Below are 17,376 nucleotides of genomic sequence, written 5' to 3'. Positions count from 1 at the left end.
AAAGGCCGTCTGAAAGCTTATTTAGGTTTTCAGACGGCCTTTTGTTACAATAACACTTTTGCGTTTTTAAGGCTTTCCCATGTCCAAACCCACCGTCTCTCCGATGATGCAGCAGTATCTCGCCATCAAATCGCAACACGCCGACAAGCTGGTGTTTTACCGCATGGGCGATTTTTACGAGTTGTTTTTGGATGACGCAGTGGAGGCGGCAAAGCTGTTGGACATTACCCTGACCACGCGCGGGCAGATGGACGGCGTGCCGATTAAGATGGCGGGTGTGCCGTTTCATGCGGCGGAGCAGTATCTGGCGCGACTGGTTAAAATGGGCAAAAGCGTGGCGGTGTGCGAGCAGGTGGGTGAAGTCGGCGCGGGTAAAGGGCCGGTGGAGCGCAAAGTCGTGCGCATTGTGACGCCCGGCACGCTGACCGACGCGGCGTTTTTGGAAGACAAGGAAACCAACCGCATCGCGGCGGTGAACGCGGATAAAAAACACGTCGCCATTGCGTGGGCATCTTTACAAAGCGGTGAATTCAAAACCAAGCTGACGACGGCGGACAAACTAGCCGACGAGCTGGCACGTTTGCAGGCGGCGGAAATCCTGTTGCCCGAAGGCAAAAGCCTGCCTGACGGTTTTCAGGTAGCCTCCGCCAACATTACGCGCCTGAACTCATGGCAGTTTGCCGCTGACGCCGGCGCGAAATTGTTGACCGAATACTTCGGCTGCCAAGACCTGCACGGCTTCGGTTTGGACGGCAAAGAACACGAAGCTGCCGTCGGCGCGGCGGGCGCGTTGTTGAACTACATCCGCCTGACGCAAAACCTGATGCCACAACACCTCGACGGCATTTCGCTCGAAACCGATAGCCAATATATCGGCATGGACGCCGCCACACGCCGCAATCTCGAAATCACGCAAACCCTCTCCGGCAAAAAATCGCCGACCCTGTTTTCCATACTCGACGGCTGCGCCACCCACATGGGCAGCCGCCTCTTAGCACTTTGGCTGCACCACCCCTTACGTAGCCGCGCCCACATCCGCGCCCGCCAAGAAGCCGTTGCCGCGTTGGGTTCGCAATACGAAACTTTGCAAGGCCGTCTGAAAAACATTGCGGACATCGAACGCATCGCCGCCCGCATCGCCGTCGGCAACGCCCGTCCGCGCGACCTCGCTGCCCTGCGCGACAGCCTGTTTGCCCTGTCCGAAATCGAATTGTCCTCCGAGGGCAGCAGTCTCTTAGAAACCCTCAAAGCCGTTTTCCCCGAAACCCTGCCCGTCGCCGAAATCCTCAAAGCCGCCGTGATGCCCGAACCCGCCGTCTGGCTCAAAGACGGCGGCGTCATCAACCAAGGCTATTCGGCAGAACTCGACGAGTTGCGCCACATCCAAAACCACGGCGACGAATTCCTGCTCGACCTCGAAGCGCGCGAACGCGAACGCACCGGCCTCTCCACCCTCAAAGTCGAGTTCAACCGCGTCCACGGCTTCTACATCGAGCTATCCAAAGTTCAAGCCGAACAAGCCCCCGCCGACTACCAACGCCGCCAGACCCTGAAAAACGCCGAACGCTTCATCACTCCTGAACTCAAAACCTTCGAAGACAAAGTCCTGACCGCGCAAGAGCAGGCATTGGCACTGGAAAAACGCCTGTTTGAAGCCCTGCTGAAAGAAGTTCAGACGGCCTTGTCGCAGCTTCAAAAAGCAGCCAAAGCCGCGGCCGCCCTTGACGTACTTTCTACGTTTGCCGCGATTGCGGCCGAACGCGGCTTCGTTTGTCCTGAGTTCGCAGACTACCCCGTCATCCATATCGAAAACGGCCGCCATCCTGTCGTCGAGCAACAAGTGCGCCACTTCACCGCCAACCACACCCGCCTCGACCACAAACACCGCCTCATGCTCCTGACCGGCCCCAACATGGGCGGTAAATCCACCTACATGCGCCAAGTCGCCCACATCGTCCTCATGGCGCACACCGGCAGCTTCGTGCCTGCCGATGCCGCCCAAATCGGCCCCATCGATCAAATCTTCACCCGCATCGGTGCCTCCGACGACCTCGCCTCCAACCGCTCCACCTTCATGGTAGAAATGAGCGAAACCGCCTACATCCTTCACCACGCCACCGACCAATCCCTCGTCCTCATGGACGAAGTCGGACGCGGCACCTCCACCTTCGACGGCCTCGCCCTCGCACACGCCATCGCCGAACACCTGCTGCAAAAAAACAAATCCTTCAGCCTCTTCGCCACCCACTATTTCGAGCTGACCAAACTGCCTGAAGCCCATGCAACCGCAGTCAATATGCACCTCTCCGCGCTTGAGCAAGGACAGGATATCGTCTTCCTCCACCACATCGAACCCGGCCCCGCCAGCAAAAGCTACGGTATCGCCGTTGCCAAACTCGCCGGCCTGCCCAACCGCGCTTTGAAAGCGGCTCAAAAGCATTTAAACGATTTGGAAAACCAAGCTGCCACCAACCGTCCACAGTTGGATATTTTCAGCGCGATGCCGTCTGAAAATGGGGTAGATGAGGAAGGGAAAGAACAAGAAGTTGAGCCTGTTGATAATTTGCAGACCAATGAATTGGCTGAAGCTTTGGCGCAAATTCAGCCCGACAACCTCACGCCGCGCGAAGCCTTGGATGCCTTGTACCGTTTGAAAGAAATCTGCAACAAGGTGTCGTAAACAAAGCAAAGGCCGTCTGAAACAGGAGAAACATATAATGAGTTTTGCTGACATTACCGTGGTTGGTATTACCGGCGCAGATTCTTATACCGAGGGCACGATGTATGCCATTATCCGCAGCTGTGCCGAATTGCCCGGAAGCTGTGGATTGCTGATCAGCCCGAGTTGTCCGCAAGGTTTGCCGAAAAATATCCGACATCAGCTTTGCCGGCCATTCGGTTATCTGGAATACAATCTGTTTGTTTTGTACCAACTGATGTATTACATCGATACTGATTATTGTTTGATTGTTCAAAATGACGGCTGGGTGTTAAACGGTCAAAACTGGCAGGATGCCTATCGGGAATATGATTATATCGGCGCACCTTTGCCGATTTTGTTGGAAACCGAAGCAGACGGGCAGTTTTTCCTGAAGGGAACCGACCAATATTTGGCTAAACAACATCTGATTCAGACTTCTCCGAATTTGGACGAGCCGCAGAACGGCGGTTTCAGCCTGCGCAGCAAGCGGCTTTTAGCCATGCCACGACAGCTGGGCTTAAATGTAGAAATCCGACCGCCTTTGCCGCCGAAAGACGAAAAAATTGCCAATATGGAATGGCTGGTGCGGCTGCACCACGAAGATATGTTTTTGACGGCGCAACACCGTTATAGATTGCAGGACTTAGGTTTGAAATTCGCGCCTCCGAATATTGCTACGCAATTTTCTTCAGAAGTACCGTTTATCAATCGAATGAGGAATGTCCCTTTAGAGCGCGTCTTTGGGGCGCACTGGATGGGAAGTGTGGTCTTGACCGGCTGCAACCGTATCCGTTTTACCCAATTAAATGGTGATGAGTTGGAAACATTCTCCCGTTTTTTTAGAAATTTGGGTTATGAATTAGAATAAATGAAGGCCGTCTGAAAGTTCAGACGGCCTTTTTTAATGGTTGTTAATGATGATGGTGGGCATGGCGTGCGGCTGCGCGTTTGGTGCCGACAGGCACAATCAGCGTTGCGTAAGTATTATCTTTCTGACATACGCTTTTATCGCCGTAATCGGTCTCGTTCACGACTTTGATTTTCCACAAACCGTCAATCAGCGTAATCACATTGACCACGCCGTTTTTATCGGTTTTGCCGGAGAAGCCTTGAGGCTCGCGGTGGTCATGGGTTGATTCCAAGTCCATTTCCGCCAAAGTGTCCGAGCTGGCGGTAACGGTGGCTTTAACCAAAGGCTCGCCTTTGTACAGGACTTTGACCGGCAAAATACCGCCGGCTTTGACTTCGTTCGGATTTTTCAGCGGAACCAGTTCCAGCTCTTGGCCGATAGGGCGGGTCAATACAGCTTCATCAACTGCGCCGTTGCCCACTTGGACAAAGCTCTTGCCGAACATTTGCGATTGTTCGCAATAGGTGGCACCGGCCAGCTGTTTCAAGGTTTGCTGTTTCCAGCCGTCTTGGTTTTTCGACCAGAAAGTCGGTTGGTAGGTCGCGCTGACCCAGTAGGAGCCTGCGGGCAGGGCGGCTTTGGAAACGTATTGATAGTTTTCGCCCTTATTCACCAAATCAACGGTTTTCTTTGAGCTGTCGGTCAATTGCAGCGGTTTGAAAATATGCACGCGGTCGTCGGCGATTTTTTCGACATTGGGGAAGTCATGGCTGTAACCCAAATCCGCATGCAGGATTTGGCCGGCAGGCTGATGTGTCGGTGCGGCCACCCAAACATCGTGTGCCTGTGCCACTGCGCCCAATCCCAGCAATCCTAAAAGCATCCATTGTTTCATAGTTTCTACACTCCATCTTTCGGTTATTGAATAAAACGCCTAATGATTCGGCGAATACGAACGGTACTCTTTTTTATTAACTTTGTAAATAATATGGTTTAGATTTTATAGTTATAAATAATTATTTTTTGATTTCAGACGGCCTCGGTTTATATAACCAAAACTGATAAACCCAAAAGCAAACATTATTTCCCGTTTGCCTCCGATCCCGATAAAGTATCGCCATACTTTTAATAGGAGCCGACCATGAATATCCGTACCCTTTCTTTTGCCGCATTGACCGCCGCGCTGGCGTTGAGTGCCTGCTCTCCCAAAAACGAACAATCTGCCGACAATGCCGCTTCCGCAGGCAAGGGCGGTAATGTGAAGCTGTTGAACGTCTCTTATGATGTCGCACGAGATTTTTATAAAGAATACAATCCTTTGTTTGTTAAAGAATATGCTGCGAAAAACGGCGGTGCAACGGTTGAAGTCCAACAGTCGCACGGCGGCTCCAGCAAGCAGGCTTTGGCTGTCGCCAATGGTTTGGCTGCCGATGTGGTGACCATGAACCAGACTTCCGATATCGAGCTTTTGGTGAAAAAAGGTTTGGTCAAAGCCGATTGGAACACCCGTCTGCCGGACAATGCCGTGCCTTATACCAGTAACGTCGTTTTCTTGGTACGCAAAGGCAATCCAAAACACATCCAAGACTGGGGCGATTTGGCCAAAGACGGCGTGCAAATCGTTTTGGCGAACCCGAAAACCACCGGCAACGGCCGCTACGCCTTTTTGGGTGCGTACGGTTATGGTTTGAAAGTGAATAACGGCGATGAAGGCAAAACCAAAGATTTTGTGGCCGCATTGCTGAAAAACACGCCTGTATTTGAAAACGGCGGTCGCGCGGCAACGACGACCTTCAGTCAACGCAATATCGGCGATGTCTTGGTTACCTTTGAAAATGAGGCCAACTACGTCAGCAAAAAGCTGACCCAAGACCAGTTTGAAATCGTTTATCCGAGCTACACCATTCTTTCCGAAGCACCGGTTGCCGTCGTGGACAGCGTAGTCGACAAAAAAGGCACACGCTCCGCTGCCGAAGCCTATCTGCAAAACCTCTGGAGCGAACCGGCTCAAGAGTTGGCCGCCAATCTTTATCTGCGTCCGCGCAATGCCGAAGTATTGGCGAAACACAAAGCCGATTTCCCTGAGATTGAGACGTTTAATCCGAATGAGAAATTTGGCCCGTGGGAAGAAATCATGAAAAAATTCTTTGCCGACGGCGGATTGTTTGACCAGCTTTCCAGTAAAAAATAAGGCTTAAACATAGAGGCCGTCTGAAACTTCAGACGGCCTTTTGTTACAATAAGCCTTTTTCTTATCCACCTTTTCCCATGTCCCAACGCAAAATCATCCATATCGATATGGACGCATTCTACGCTTCGGTAGAACTACACGAGCAGCCGCACCTGAAAGGGCTGCCTGTCGTTGTGGCGTGGGACGGTACGCGGTCGGTCATTTGTGCCGCTTCTTATGAGGCGCGCAAATTCGGTTTGCACTCAGCCATGTCGGTGGCAACGGCGAAAAGGCTGTGTCCGCAGGCGGTGTTTGTGCAGCCTCATTTCGATTTGTACCGTCAAGTGTCGGCGCAGATTCATGCCGTGTTTCGGCGTTATACCGATTTGATCGAGCCTTTGTCTTTGGACGAAGCCTATTTGGATGTTACCCAAAATTTTGAAAATATCCCGTACGCCAGCGAAGTGGCCAAACGTATTCGTGCTGAAATTTTTGAAGAAACCGGTTTGACAGCCTCCGCGGGTATCGCGCCCAATAAGTTTTTGGCCAAAATCGCTTCTGACTGGCGCAAACCGAACGGGCAGTTTGTGCTGCCGCCGCAAAAAATCATGGCGTTTTTGGAGAGCCTGCCGTTGGGTAAGATTCCCGGTGTCGGCAAAGTTACACTGAAAAAGATGAATGCCCTCGGTATGCAAACCGCCGGCGATTTGCGCCGTTTTGAGCGCGGCGAACTTTTAAACCATTTCGGCCGCTACGGCTACCGCCTTTACGATTTGGCACGCGGTATCGACGAGCGGCCGGTCAAAGCCGAACGCGAACGCCTGCAAATCTCAACCGAAATCACCTTACCCGAAGATTTGTCTTTGGCGCAGGCTTCAAGCCATTTGCCGCACCTCGCCGAAGACCTCTGGCGGCAAATCGAACGCAAAAACGTCGAAGCCAAAGGCGTTACCCTCAAACTCAAAACCCACGATTTCCGCATTATCACGCGTTCGCTGACGTATTCTTCCGTCCTTCCCGATAGCGCCTCGCTGCTTCAGGCAGCGCATACTTTGCTGCAACGCATACCTCCGCAACGTGAAGACGCCTTCCGCCTGATCGGTATCGGCGTGAGCCATTTGCTGCCGAAAAACCAGCAGCAGACGCTTTGGTTATAAAGAAATAGAAAAGCATTCTTTCCGTTTGAAGATAGGGCGCTGGACAATATTGTTCCATAACCATATCGGCAGCCGTTTCAACAGGCCGTCTGAAAATTATTAGGAACAACCAGCCATGTCTTTATTCCGCCCACAACTCTGGAAAATCCCCGAAATCAGCGATGCCGAACGCCGCCAACTGCCTGAGTTGGCAGCCGCTTTGGAGCACCGTTTGCAAGACATTGCCGCACGCTATCCGCAAGCCGTCTTCGCATCCAGCCTTGCGGTTGAGGATATGGTCATTACCGATGCCGTGTGCCGTCTGAAACTGCCCATCCGCATCATCACGCTAAATACGGGCAAACTCAATCCCGAAACCGCCTCGCTGATTGCCGAAACCAATGCGCGTTATCAAACCGAATTGGAAGTGTTTTATCCCAATCGACAAACCGCCGCCGAATTTGAAGCGGAGTTTGGTACGACCGCGATGTACGACAGTGTCGAGTTGCGCCGCCGTTGCTGCCATATCCGCAAAATTGAACCGCTCAACCGCGCTTTGCACAACGCGCCTGCATGGCTGACCGGACAACGCCGCAGCCAGTCCGAAACGCGCAGCGAATTGAATTTTGAAGAGCTGGATACAGGCCGCAACATCGCCAAATTCAATCCTATTTTCGATTGGGAAGAGCAGGATGTTTGGGCATATGCGCACGAGCACCAAGTTCCGCTTAATGCGCTGTATCATCAAGGCTATCCCAGCATTGGGTGCGAACCCTGCACGCGTCCAGTCAAGCTGGGCGAAAATATCCGCGCCGGGCGATGGTGGTGGGAAAGCAAAGACAGTAAGGAATGCGGTTTGCACAAATAATCAAAGGCCGTCTGAAAACGTTTCAGACGGCCTTTTTGACGGTTTAACAAGATGATTTATCAAGTATTTGCTTTTCGTTCAACAAAAGTGGAAAGCAGGGCGGTATCGATGTCCCATTTCCAGATGCCTTGATCCGAGCCGTCCATGCCGCGCAGGAAGAGGTAGCGGATGGCGATTTGGGGCAAGGGCTTGCCGCGCAGGGCATAGTAGCGCGCGATGGCAACGGCGTAGATCAGGGCTTGCAGGTAGTAGTGATGATGCGCCACAGCTTCGTTCATCGCCTGTTGCGTGTAGGCGCTTGCATCGTTGCCCAAATGGTTGGATTTGTAGTCGATTAAAACGACATTGCTGTCTGAATCTTGGCAAACCATATCAATAAAGCCGTTTAAATAGCCTTGCAAATCATGGAAATCAAGCAGTTGCGCGGCTTGGACGCATTCTGGCGGCAGGTTTGCTTCGCTTGAGGCAAACCAACGGCGCAAGTCGTCCAGTTTGAAATCGTCCATGTACAGGGTGAACCCCATTTCGGGCAGGCGTCGGGTCGTCGGAATCTGTGACAGGCTCTCGTTGATTAAAGGCGTAAGGCGGCAGGTATCGAGCATGGTGATTACCGTCGGCAGCCATTTGTCTTCAAAGCTATGGCGTTGCAAAACTTCGGCAATCATTTCGGATTGGCTCTCGGCAGAGGCGGCGAAATCGAGTTTTTCCAGCATTTCATGCAAACATACGCCGGCATTGGTGCCGCGGGGGAAATGGTGGATATCGAGGCCGTCTGAAAGTGGGGGCGGCAGGTTTTCAGACGGCATGGCACGGTCTGCGCTTTCTGCCGGATCGATGGCAGGTTGCAAAGGCTCGTGTTGTTCGTCGGTTGACTTGGTGTGCCGGCTCAAACCGGTAAAGCTGGTGTGGCGGATAAAGTCAAAATCGCGGCGTTTATTGCTATGTGCGCTAAAAGCTTGGTCTTGCTGGCGGCTGTATTGATAGACGGTTTCCGGCGGGGCTTCTTCCGTGAAGGCAAACTCCGTATTTTCAGGCGCGTTTTTGATAAAGCGTTGCCAGTTGGTTTTAAGCATTTCTACAACGTCTGTCGCGCTTTTATAGCTTTGGCTGACGCTCTCGCGGCCGGCATCCGACAAACCTTCGAGCAGATAGGCAAAAGGATTGTTTGGCGTACAGTTTTTGTTGGCGGCGGCGTAGATATTGAGCTGTTCTTCGGCGCGGGTAAGGGCGACATAAAGTAGGCGTAAATCTTCTGCCGTCTTTTCGTCGGCAAGATGGCTTAGTTCTGCTTCCGAGGTTTGCGATTTTGCCAGTAGCTCGGTTTCGTGGCTTTCAGTATGCAGGATTTTCCAGTTTTCTTTGGAATTGTCTTTGGTATCCCACGCGAAGGGGCAGTACACCAAAGGATATTGCAAACCTTTCGACGCGTGCATGGTAACGATTTTGACCAGTTTTTCGTCGCTTTCAAGACGGATGGTTTGCGCGTCTGATGGGAAATGGCCGCTGCGTGCACGGCTGATTTGTTCGTTCAGCCATTTATGCAGGGCGGCAGGGTTGCGGCTTTGACTGTCTTCTTCGGCCAAAAGCTCCAGAATTTGGTAGTAGTTGGTCAGGCTGCGCTCGTTGCCGCCTTTGAGCAGGCGTGTTTCGATGTCATGTAGGGCGGCAAACTGCTGCACGGCGGCAAAAATGCCGCCTTTCCGCCATTTTTCCATGGCTTGGGCAGATGACTCTAGCCATTTCAGCAGCTGGTGTTCGTTATGGTTGAGTTCGTAAATCTCTTTGGCGGTATAGCCGAATAAAACGCCGGTCAAGACAAAGCGCAGCCAGTCGGTTTGCCTTGGGTTGAGCCAAAAGCCGATCAGCGCGGACAGCGAATCTGCCTCGGCGGAATCGAAAACGGACTGGCGCGACAGCAACACGCTTTGGATACGGCGCTGTTTCAGTTTACCGGCAATCATCGCCGCTTCGTTGTTGGTGCGCACCAAAACCGCAATATCGCCGGACTCCAGCGCGCGGCCTTTGAAGTTCAGACGGCCTTCGGCTGCTTCATTGAGCGCAAAGGCAATTTCATCGGCGCAATATTCGGCGGCACGGCCACGCAAAATCTCTTTGTTGGTCTGATCGTCCGTGTTGAGCCAGCGTACTTGGATGGCGGGACGGTGTGGCGACAGCCGGCTTTCGGCGCGGCTGGCGGAGACATCGCTGTAATCGATATTTTCCAAGACGAAGGGGTGTTTTTTTTGTTTGAACAAGGCGCTGATGCCGTTAATCAGCTTGGCATGGCTGCGGTAGTTGACGGCGAGGGTGTAATGCCTGTCCGCATCTTGCGCAGCTTGCAGATAGGCGTAAATGTCCGCACCGCGAAAGCTGTAAATCGCCTGCTTGGGGTCGCCAACGAGAAACAGCGGGCAGCCTTGTTCGATAAAAATTTGGCGGAAAATTTCGTATTGCAGCGGGTCGGTATCTTGGAATTCGTCAATCAGCGCGATTTCCCAGTTTGCCGCCGCCGCTTTTGCCAACGCGTTGCCGTGTTCATTGGTGGTCAATGCCTGATGGACGTCCAGCAGCAAATCGTCAAACACGCGCTCGCGGCGTGATTTTTTTTGTTCGGCAATGGACTGATTGATGTGGGAAAGGAGGTCGAGTTGCAGGCGGATGAAGACCGCTTCTTCCGCGCTTTCCATTGCCTGCAAATCACGACCGAGATTGGCCAAGGCTTGCAGCTGAATAATTTCCGGCATATCGGCATCGGTTTTATATTCTTTTTTCAGTTTGCTGTTGAGCGTGTCGATACTGAAGAGGCTTAATTTTTCTAGCGTTTGTTTGCTCAGGCGGGGCAGACGGTTGGATTCGGCGTTTGTTTTTAAATCGGTAAAAACATTTTCAAAGGTTTTTCTTTTGTAGGTTTGGCCGTTAAGTTTGGGAAAAATTGCCCAAAATGCTTTTTCCAAGTCTTCCAACTGAGCGCAAACTTTTTGCCATGTTTCTTGAAGGTTGGCTTGGGCTTCTTTCAAATCGCCTTCAGACCGTCTGAATTTCAGATAGGGGCGGCCGGTATAGCTTTTGATTTCGGCAAGCATTTCTTCGGGCGTGCATTTCCGGTCAAAAACCAATTGTGCCAATGTGGCATCGGTTGCCACTTTCTGCCGCCAAAAGTCTTGTGCAGGAATCAGCAGCCTCTCGCGCGAGTCGTCCGACAGCTCGACATCCAAAGGTGCGCCGCACAAAAACGCGTAATCGCGCAAGACGCGCTGACAGAAGCCGTGGATGGTGTAAATAGAGGAGTTGTCAAACTGGCTCAGCGCGGCTTTGAGGCGGAGAATCAGGCGATGGCAGCTTTCTTGTCCGTCTTGCTCGCCTAAAGCCAAAGGAATCAAGCGATTGAGAAAGTCATCGGGGGATTTTTTCTCTTTTTCGTAATATTTGTTCAGGCCGTCTGAAATATGTTCCGGCTCGCCGCCCAAAGTTTGGATTTCGTTCAAAACCTGCAACACTTCGTCCAAACGTGCGCGCAAACGGGTTTTCAGTTCTGCCGTCGCCGCTTTGGTAAAGGTAACGACCAGAATTTTCTCGATGTCTTTTTTTTCTAAAACAATCAGTCGGGTAAAGAGCGCGGCAATGCCGTAGGTTTTACCCGTACCGGCAGAAGCTTCGATAAGGTTGGTGCCGTCGATGGAAAGTGTGAGCGCGTCAAAAGGAAGGGCGGAAGACATGGTAGGAACGGAATAATATTAGCGAGGCATTATCATAACAGAGATAGTGTGTTGTTTTGCATTGATGATAAAAATGCCGTCTGAAAACTTTCTGTTTTCAGACGGCATGTCTTAATGGCTATTAAATGACTTCAATAGCGCATCTTAGTAGCGCAAACGGCGTTTGGCGTAGCTTGGTTGGCGAGGACGATAGGTATAACGGTTCGCCGCAGGAGCTTTACTGTCGTCATAGTAGTACGCAACATTATTACCGTTGATGGTCGTATTGTTGACGCTCAAACCGGTTGGAGAGCCGGTAGTAATAACAACATTGTCGCTTTGGATGGTGTTTGCCGTATTGGTTACGTTGGCTTCGTTTTTACCTTTGGCGTTGATGCCGCCGTTTGATTTGCCTGAAGCGTAGCTGCCGTTGACATTGATGGTCAGATTTTTTTCGTTAACGCTGCTGATCGCGCCGGAAGTATTGACTTTGTTGCCTTCTACTTCAACGGAGTTGTTGGATACCAAGTTGGTACCGTGCAGGTTGACGTCGCCGTTGTTGGCATTGATTTTAATCTCATTGCCGGCCGCTACATTCGCGCCTGCGGCGGTAGAAGAAGCGTTATCGGTTTTGTTGACGCCGACAGAGCCGTTGACGTGAGGAACGGCAACACCGGTTTCAACATTGATTGTCGCGCCAGCGCCGATACCGACATTAACAGCTGTACCTTGGTTGGAGGCAGTATTGGCTGACTCGGTGAAGGTTACGCCGTTGCCTGCGGTAATGTTGACGTTGTTGTTGGCGGTAATGTTGGATGCGATTTCAGCAGAGTCTTTGGCGTTGATGACAACATTGGTCGCATTCATATCGCCTTTGACGGCGGTAGATTCTTTTTTGTTTTCATCAGCGTAGTTGACGTTCAGGTTGGCATTCACATCAACGTTTGAACCATCTTTGGTGTATGCGCCGACAGTCAAAGAAGCGCCGCCTTGTTTACTGCTGCTGTTGCTGGTGTTGTGGGCGGCAGTGTTGTGGTATGAACCTGCACCAATGTTAATCGCACCGGTCACATCGTATTTTGTACCTTCATCAGACACTTTGTCATTTGCCAAAACGATGGCATTGCCTGCGTTGATGGTGGTTACGGTTGCAGTGGATTCATTGTGGGTCGAGGAGTTGCCTTGACCTTGTGCAGTGATTTCACCGCCGATGCCTTTGTTGGTACTGATGCCGGCAGAAACGACCAAACCGCCGCCGTTTTGTTTCACATCGGATTTTGCACCGCTGTGTGCCGCTGCATGGGTAACGTTTTTGGCAGCTTCAACCACATTGCCGGTCGCATTAATCACTGTACCTTCTTGATTAATATTGCCGTTTGCAGTGATGGTGGCGTTGCCGCCGGTGTTGATGTTGGATACATGAGATGTATTCGTTACGGTAGTTGCATCTGTTTTGGTGCTGGTAATGCCGACAGATACGCCGACGCCTGCAACGTTATTTTTTTCGTATGCAGTAGCAGATACGCCCAAATCAGTTACGCGTCCGGATTCGGTCACAGTGTTGCTGCCTTTGGATGCAACAACATTGACGTCATTGGCTGCGGAAATGTTGACAGATTCTTCGCCGTTGACTTGGCTACCGCTGACGGTAACGTTTGAGTTGGAAGACAACTGGGTGTTTTTACCGGTCAAAATGCTGCCGTTCAGGCCGACAGAGTGGGTGTCGGTGTGGGTATCGGTGAATTTAATACCGGCTTTGGCAGTCACGCTGCCGTTTTCTTTATTGGTTTCGGTGCCAGAGTAGCCTTTGATGGAATACTCGTTGACCTGTTTGTTTTCTACCGCTTTGGCAGCATCAATGGTCAAATCGCCTGCGGAAGAAAGTTGCAGTTTTTGTGCCGCAAACAATGCAGAACCGATCACATTGATGTCTTTGTTGGAAACAACGGTCAGGTCGGCATTGGAAACCAAGGTAGAACCGGTTACTTTTTCAATGCTGCTGTTGCTGCTGGTTTTAGAGGTAGTGATATTGAAAATCGTACCTTTACGCGCGCTTTGTGCGGAAGTATCGGTGCTGGTGGCGTTTTTAATATCGACATTGCCTGCTTTGGAGCTGACGAATGTACCGGCTTGGCCTTCAACGGTACTGCCGTAAACGTTGACGCCGTTTTTTGCACCCAAAACTATGTTTGAGTTGGCAGTAATGCTGCTGCCGTGCAGGTTTTCGGTACGGTTGTTTTGAACTTGGCTTTCACCGCCGAACAGGCCGCCCCAGTATTTTTTCTGGTCGTCGAGGCTGTTGGTGTTGATGGTGGTTTGAGTACCCAAGTTGATGTTGTTGACATCGGTAACGACATTGCCGTTTGCCGCAATGCTTGCGCCGTAAGTGCTCAAATCGCCTTCGGAAATCAAACCGATATCACCGGCTGCGGAGATTTTGGTTTGATGGGCGGTAGAGTTTTTGGAAGATTTTGTAGCGATACCGGTTTTCAGGGCAGCAGTTTCATTTTTGAAGCTGACATAAGTCGAGCTGCTGTCGGTTTCGCTGTTGCTGCTTAATACGATTCCTTGTTGGGCGGCAATGCGTGCATCAGCAGCCGAGTTCAGTTCGGTCGCATCCAATTGAACTTTGCCGGTGGTGGCAATATTGACAGAACCGGCATTGATTTTGGTTTGATGCAGGCTTTCGTCAGCAGAGGAGCTCAGGTTGTTGTTGTACCAAAGGCCTTTGCTTTGAGTGTGGTCGGATTCTGTACGGTTGGTGGTTTTTACCGCGTTAGAATTGATATTGCCTGTGGCAGAAGCAGTCAGCGCGCCGGCATTGATGTTGGCTGCGCTCAGGTTGAGGCTGCCGCTATTGTTCAAAGTCAATGACTCGGATGCATTGATATTGCTGGCGGTAAAGGTTTCCGTTTTGTTGCGGTCCGAACGGAAGTGCTGAACATTTTGCGCCTCTTTGCCGCTGGAAGATTTGTTGGCAGAATGGCTGGTAACCGTGCCTTTGATGTCGGTATCGCGGGCAAACAATTCCATTTGTGCGCCGGTCAGATTGGCGGACTGGATGCTCAGGTTGCCTTTGCTGTCGATATTCAGGTAGCGGGTACCGGTAATGGCGGCATTTTGAATGTTTTGTTTGGCGCGTTTGTCGGTCGCGTGGATGCGGATGGTACCGGCGCGCATACTGCCGAAAATATGACCGTCAAGCACCGGCGCATTTGAAGCAGCGTCCAATGCTTCGATTTGTGCGGTTTTGTAGTCGAAGTTGCTTTTGCCTGAAGAAACATTGATGGCGTCGGCGGCATTAACGTTGGCTGATTTGCCGACAACCACTTGCGGCGCGAGCAGGTCAACCACGCGGTTGCCGCTCAAATTGCCGTTTACTTGCAGTTGTTTGCCATTGTCGCTGATATTGAAAGATTTCAACGCGCCGTCTGAAACGGTTGGCGTACCGACAACCAAGGATGCGCGGTTGGCATTCAGGATACTGCCGCCGTTGTGGGTAATGCCGTTAGGGTTTGCCAAAACATAGTCTGCGGCAATACCGAAGATCTCTTGCTGACCCAAGATCAGGGAAGGGTTTTTGCTGACCACTTCATTCAAGATCACAGATGCGGCCTGACCTTGGAAGTTTTTGTTGGCAGACAGGTTTCCGGCCAGTTGGGATTTACCGGCAGACAGGGCGTTATTCAAAACGGCACCGTGTTGGGAAACGTTGTACTTGTTATATTGGTTGTGAGAAAGACCTTGAGCCGTCGGTGCGGCAATGTTGACGATGTCAACATTGTGTTGCTGCTGTACCGAAGTTTGGCCGATGGCTTCGATATTGGCGGCTACCGCTGCATTTCCCAGGAATGCAAAGCACACGGCGACAGTTACTTTGCCGGAAGCTGAGAGCTTAGGCTGATATAAAGTGTCGATTTTCATGGATTTTAATCCTTATTTATCGTGATGGAGATTGAATCAGAAATCCCATATCGGGTATTGGATTTCTGTTGAGGAAATTTTTGAATGTATTAACATTGTTATGAATTTTTTTACAATCATACCACCAGTATGGCCTTGTGTGCACTATTTCAAATGCAAATAAAAACCGCCCATCTCATTGATATTAATGGAAAATTAATAACGGTAAGATGGGCGGTTTATATATTGGATAAAAGGATATATATTTACATAACTTTAAAATGGAATGCGTAAAGAAACAGTCACATGATCCTGTTTTTCGCTGTTTGATTGGTTGGGCATGCGCGCAAAACCTTTGCCGTAGTCGGCAGAAAGCTGCCATTTGTCCGCCTTGCCCAAATTCAAACCTGCCACTAAGCCCATGGCACGTTGCGAACCTTCGTTATTGTTTTTGGCAACGCCGATGTCTGCGCCCAGATAAGGCTCGATATAGATGCCGTGGGGCGTATTGCGGCGGAAATAAACGGTATTGCTCAACAAGACTGCGCTGTTTGCGCTCAAAGAAGTTGAACGGAAACCGCGTACATTTTGATAACCGACGATGTCCATTTCTTTGGCGGCAAACAAATCATGCGGGCTATATTGGGCGTCTATTTGGTGATGGTTGCGCACGATCCATTTACCCAATGGACGGTTTTGAATCAAATTGCTCTGCAAGGATACAGAGGTATAACGCTTGTCGAATGGCGTGTGTTCGGTATTTTTCGCAAATCCTTGTTCCACGCCGATATTGTTGAGCCAAATGCCGTTTGGCAGGATGGCTGTATGCGATAGGCCGACTTGTGTCGAATAGACTTCCGGGCTTTGCAATTCCAGTTTGCTGTCGGCAAATTTTGCAGTCTGTTTCACATAATCGATGCCGATATAGGCGGAGGTAATATGTTTTTGACTGCGTGAGAATACGCGGTCTGCTTTGATTCCTGCCGCTTTGGATTGGGAGCGGTAGGCATAACGTGTTACGCTGGGCGTTAAGATGCTTTGCGATTGCGACGCGGCGGCGTAAGTGCTGAATGTCCATGCACCATAAGGAACTTGATAGAACATACTGCCGCCGCGACTGTAATGGCTGTCGTGGTTGTTTAGATTGGTATAGCCGTTTAGATAAAGGGAGTCGCTCAATCCCAACGGGCTGCCGACATTCAGGCTGCCGCGCAGTGTCGTGGTATTGGGTTTGTTGCCTTTATTGTCAATGGTGACGCTGCCGCCCCAATGTTTTTCGGCATCGTTGTTGAGTTGGATTGAGGCGGTGCCGTCATCATGCGGATAAACATCGATGCTGACGTTGTTGCCAGCAACATGGTTTGCCTGTTCGATACCTTGGTCGAGGTATTGAATGTTCAGCGGTTTGCCTTGATGATTGGGGAAGAGGGTGTCGACGTTGACTGTACGGGAGCCGCCGGTAATCTCACGGATTTTGCCTTCGATGACTGCTAATTTCAAAACACGCTCAGGCGTGGTTTCAAATTTGATTTGCGTGTGCGGATAGCCTTGAGCGATATATTCGGCAACGATATCCCGGTTCAGTTGGTTGATGTTGTTTTGATTGATGCATTTGGGGAGCTTGGCTTCAATCTTTTTGGAATCGATGAGCGTAATGCCGGAAAGTTCGATACCGGTGTAATCCAAACATTCGGTATTGTTTTCAGACGGCACCTCTTGTGCAACCGTGTCGTTATCTTGTTTTTTCTGTAAATCCCATGCCGACTGCTCGCGTTTTTGGATTTCGACCGAATGAATCTGATCGAGATTGTCGCGGAAGTCTTTGTCGAATTGGTTGGGTACGTTTTTATCGATTTGATTAAGCGGATTCGGTGTATTGGCCGCATAGGCGTTTAGCGCGGAGAGAATCAATACGGGCAGGGGAAGAAGGCGGGATTTGTACATGGTGTCGTAATTTTATAGGGATAATAATTGGGTTTATTTTATCGAAAATAGCTGCTTGGGGCGTATCGGTTTTTATCCTTGTCTGCAATCAGGGTTTATTAAGCAACAA

Annotated in this window: 9 protein-coding genes; 5 read left to right on the top strand and 4 right to left on the bottom strand. The window is 50.8% G+C overall.

Annotated elements, in window-relative coordinates; genetic code table 11:
- Positions 1 to 79: 79 nt before the first annotated feature.
- Positions 80 to 2,680, top strand: a complete 2,601-nt coding sequence (gene mutS, locus HMPREF2871_RS02650) for a DNA mismatch repair protein MutS (RefSeq protein WP_049343974.1) — start codon at positions 80 to 82, stop codon at positions 2,678 to 2,680.
- A 37-nt stretch (positions 2,681 to 2,717) separates the two neighbouring features.
- On the top strand, positions 2,718 to 3,569 hold the full coding sequence (locus HMPREF2871_RS02645) for a DUF5672 family protein (RefSeq protein ID WP_049343972.1): 852 nt from the start codon (positions 2,718 to 2,720) through the stop codon (positions 3,567 to 3,569).
- 43 nt (positions 3,570 to 3,612) lie between these two features.
- Here HMPREF2871_RS02645 and HMPREF2871_RS02640 read toward each other — a convergent pair whose 3' ends face one another.
- Positions 3,613 to 4,446 carry a DUF4198 domain-containing protein gene (locus HMPREF2871_RS02640; protein WP_049343971.1) on the bottom strand — a complete coding sequence of 278 codons (834 nt, stop codon included), beginning with the start codon at positions 4,444 to 4,446 and terminating at the stop codon, positions 3,613 to 3,615.
- Positions 4,447 to 4,698: 252 nt separating this feature from the next.
- On the opposite strand from HMPREF2871_RS02640, the gene HMPREF2871_RS02635 reads away from it, so the two are divergent.
- From HMPREF2871_RS02635 to HMPREF2871_RS02625, 3 genes are all read left to right on the top strand, one after another.
- Positions 4,699 to 5,742, top strand: coding sequence for a sulfate ABC transporter substrate-binding protein (locus HMPREF2871_RS02635; RefSeq protein WP_191620581.1), 1,044 nt, complete (start codon positions 4,699 to 4,701; stop codon positions 5,740 to 5,742).
- A gap of 77 nt (positions 5,743 to 5,819) precedes the next feature.
- Positions 5,820 to 6,878, top strand: coding sequence for a DNA polymerase IV (dinB, locus tag HMPREF2871_RS02630; RefSeq protein ID WP_004521080.1), 1,059 nt, complete (start codon positions 5,820 to 5,822; stop codon positions 6,876 to 6,878).
- Between the two features lie 115 nt (positions 6,879 to 6,993).
- The gene (locus HMPREF2871_RS02625; RefSeq protein WP_004521081.1) at positions 6,994 to 7,725 is read left to right on the top strand and encodes a phosphoadenylyl-sulfate reductase; all 732 of its coding nucleotides are present in this window, start codon (positions 6,994 to 6,996) and stop codon (positions 7,723 to 7,725) included.
- A gap of 59 nt (positions 7,726 to 7,784) precedes the next feature.
- Here HMPREF2871_RS02625 and recB read toward each other — a convergent pair whose 3' ends face one another.
- The 3 genes from recB to HMPREF2871_RS02610 all read right to left on the bottom strand — a co-directional run bounded on the left by recB (position 7,785) and on the right by HMPREF2871_RS02610 (position 17,267).
- Positions 7,785 to 11,441: an exodeoxyribonuclease V subunit beta gene (gene recB, locus HMPREF2871_RS02620; protein ID WP_049343968.1), complete on the bottom strand. Its 3,657-nt coding sequence runs from the start codon at positions 11,439 to 11,441 to the stop codon at positions 7,785 to 7,787.
- Between the two features lie 144 nt (positions 11,442 to 11,585).
- Positions 11,586 to 15,344: a hemagglutinin repeat-containing protein gene (locus HMPREF2871_RS02615; RefSeq protein ID WP_049343967.1), complete on the bottom strand. Its 3,759-nt coding sequence runs from the start codon at positions 15,342 to 15,344 to the stop codon at positions 11,586 to 11,588.
- Positions 15,345 to 15,599: 255 nt separating this feature from the next.
- A complete protein-coding gene (locus HMPREF2871_RS02610; protein WP_049343965.1) occupies positions 15,600 to 17,267 on the bottom strand; it encodes a ShlB/FhaC/HecB family hemolysin secretion/activation protein in 1,668 nt (555 codons plus the stop codon).
- Between the last annotated feature and the right edge of the window lie 109 nt (positions 17,268 to 17,376).

The sequence above is a fragment of the Neisseria sp. HMSC067G12 genome, assembly GCF_001812725.1.
Classification (GTDB): Bacteria; Pseudomonadota; Gammaproteobacteria; order Burkholderiales; family Neisseriaceae; genus Neisseria; species Neisseria perflava.
This window is presented reverse-complemented; position numbering and strand designations above follow the sequence as displayed.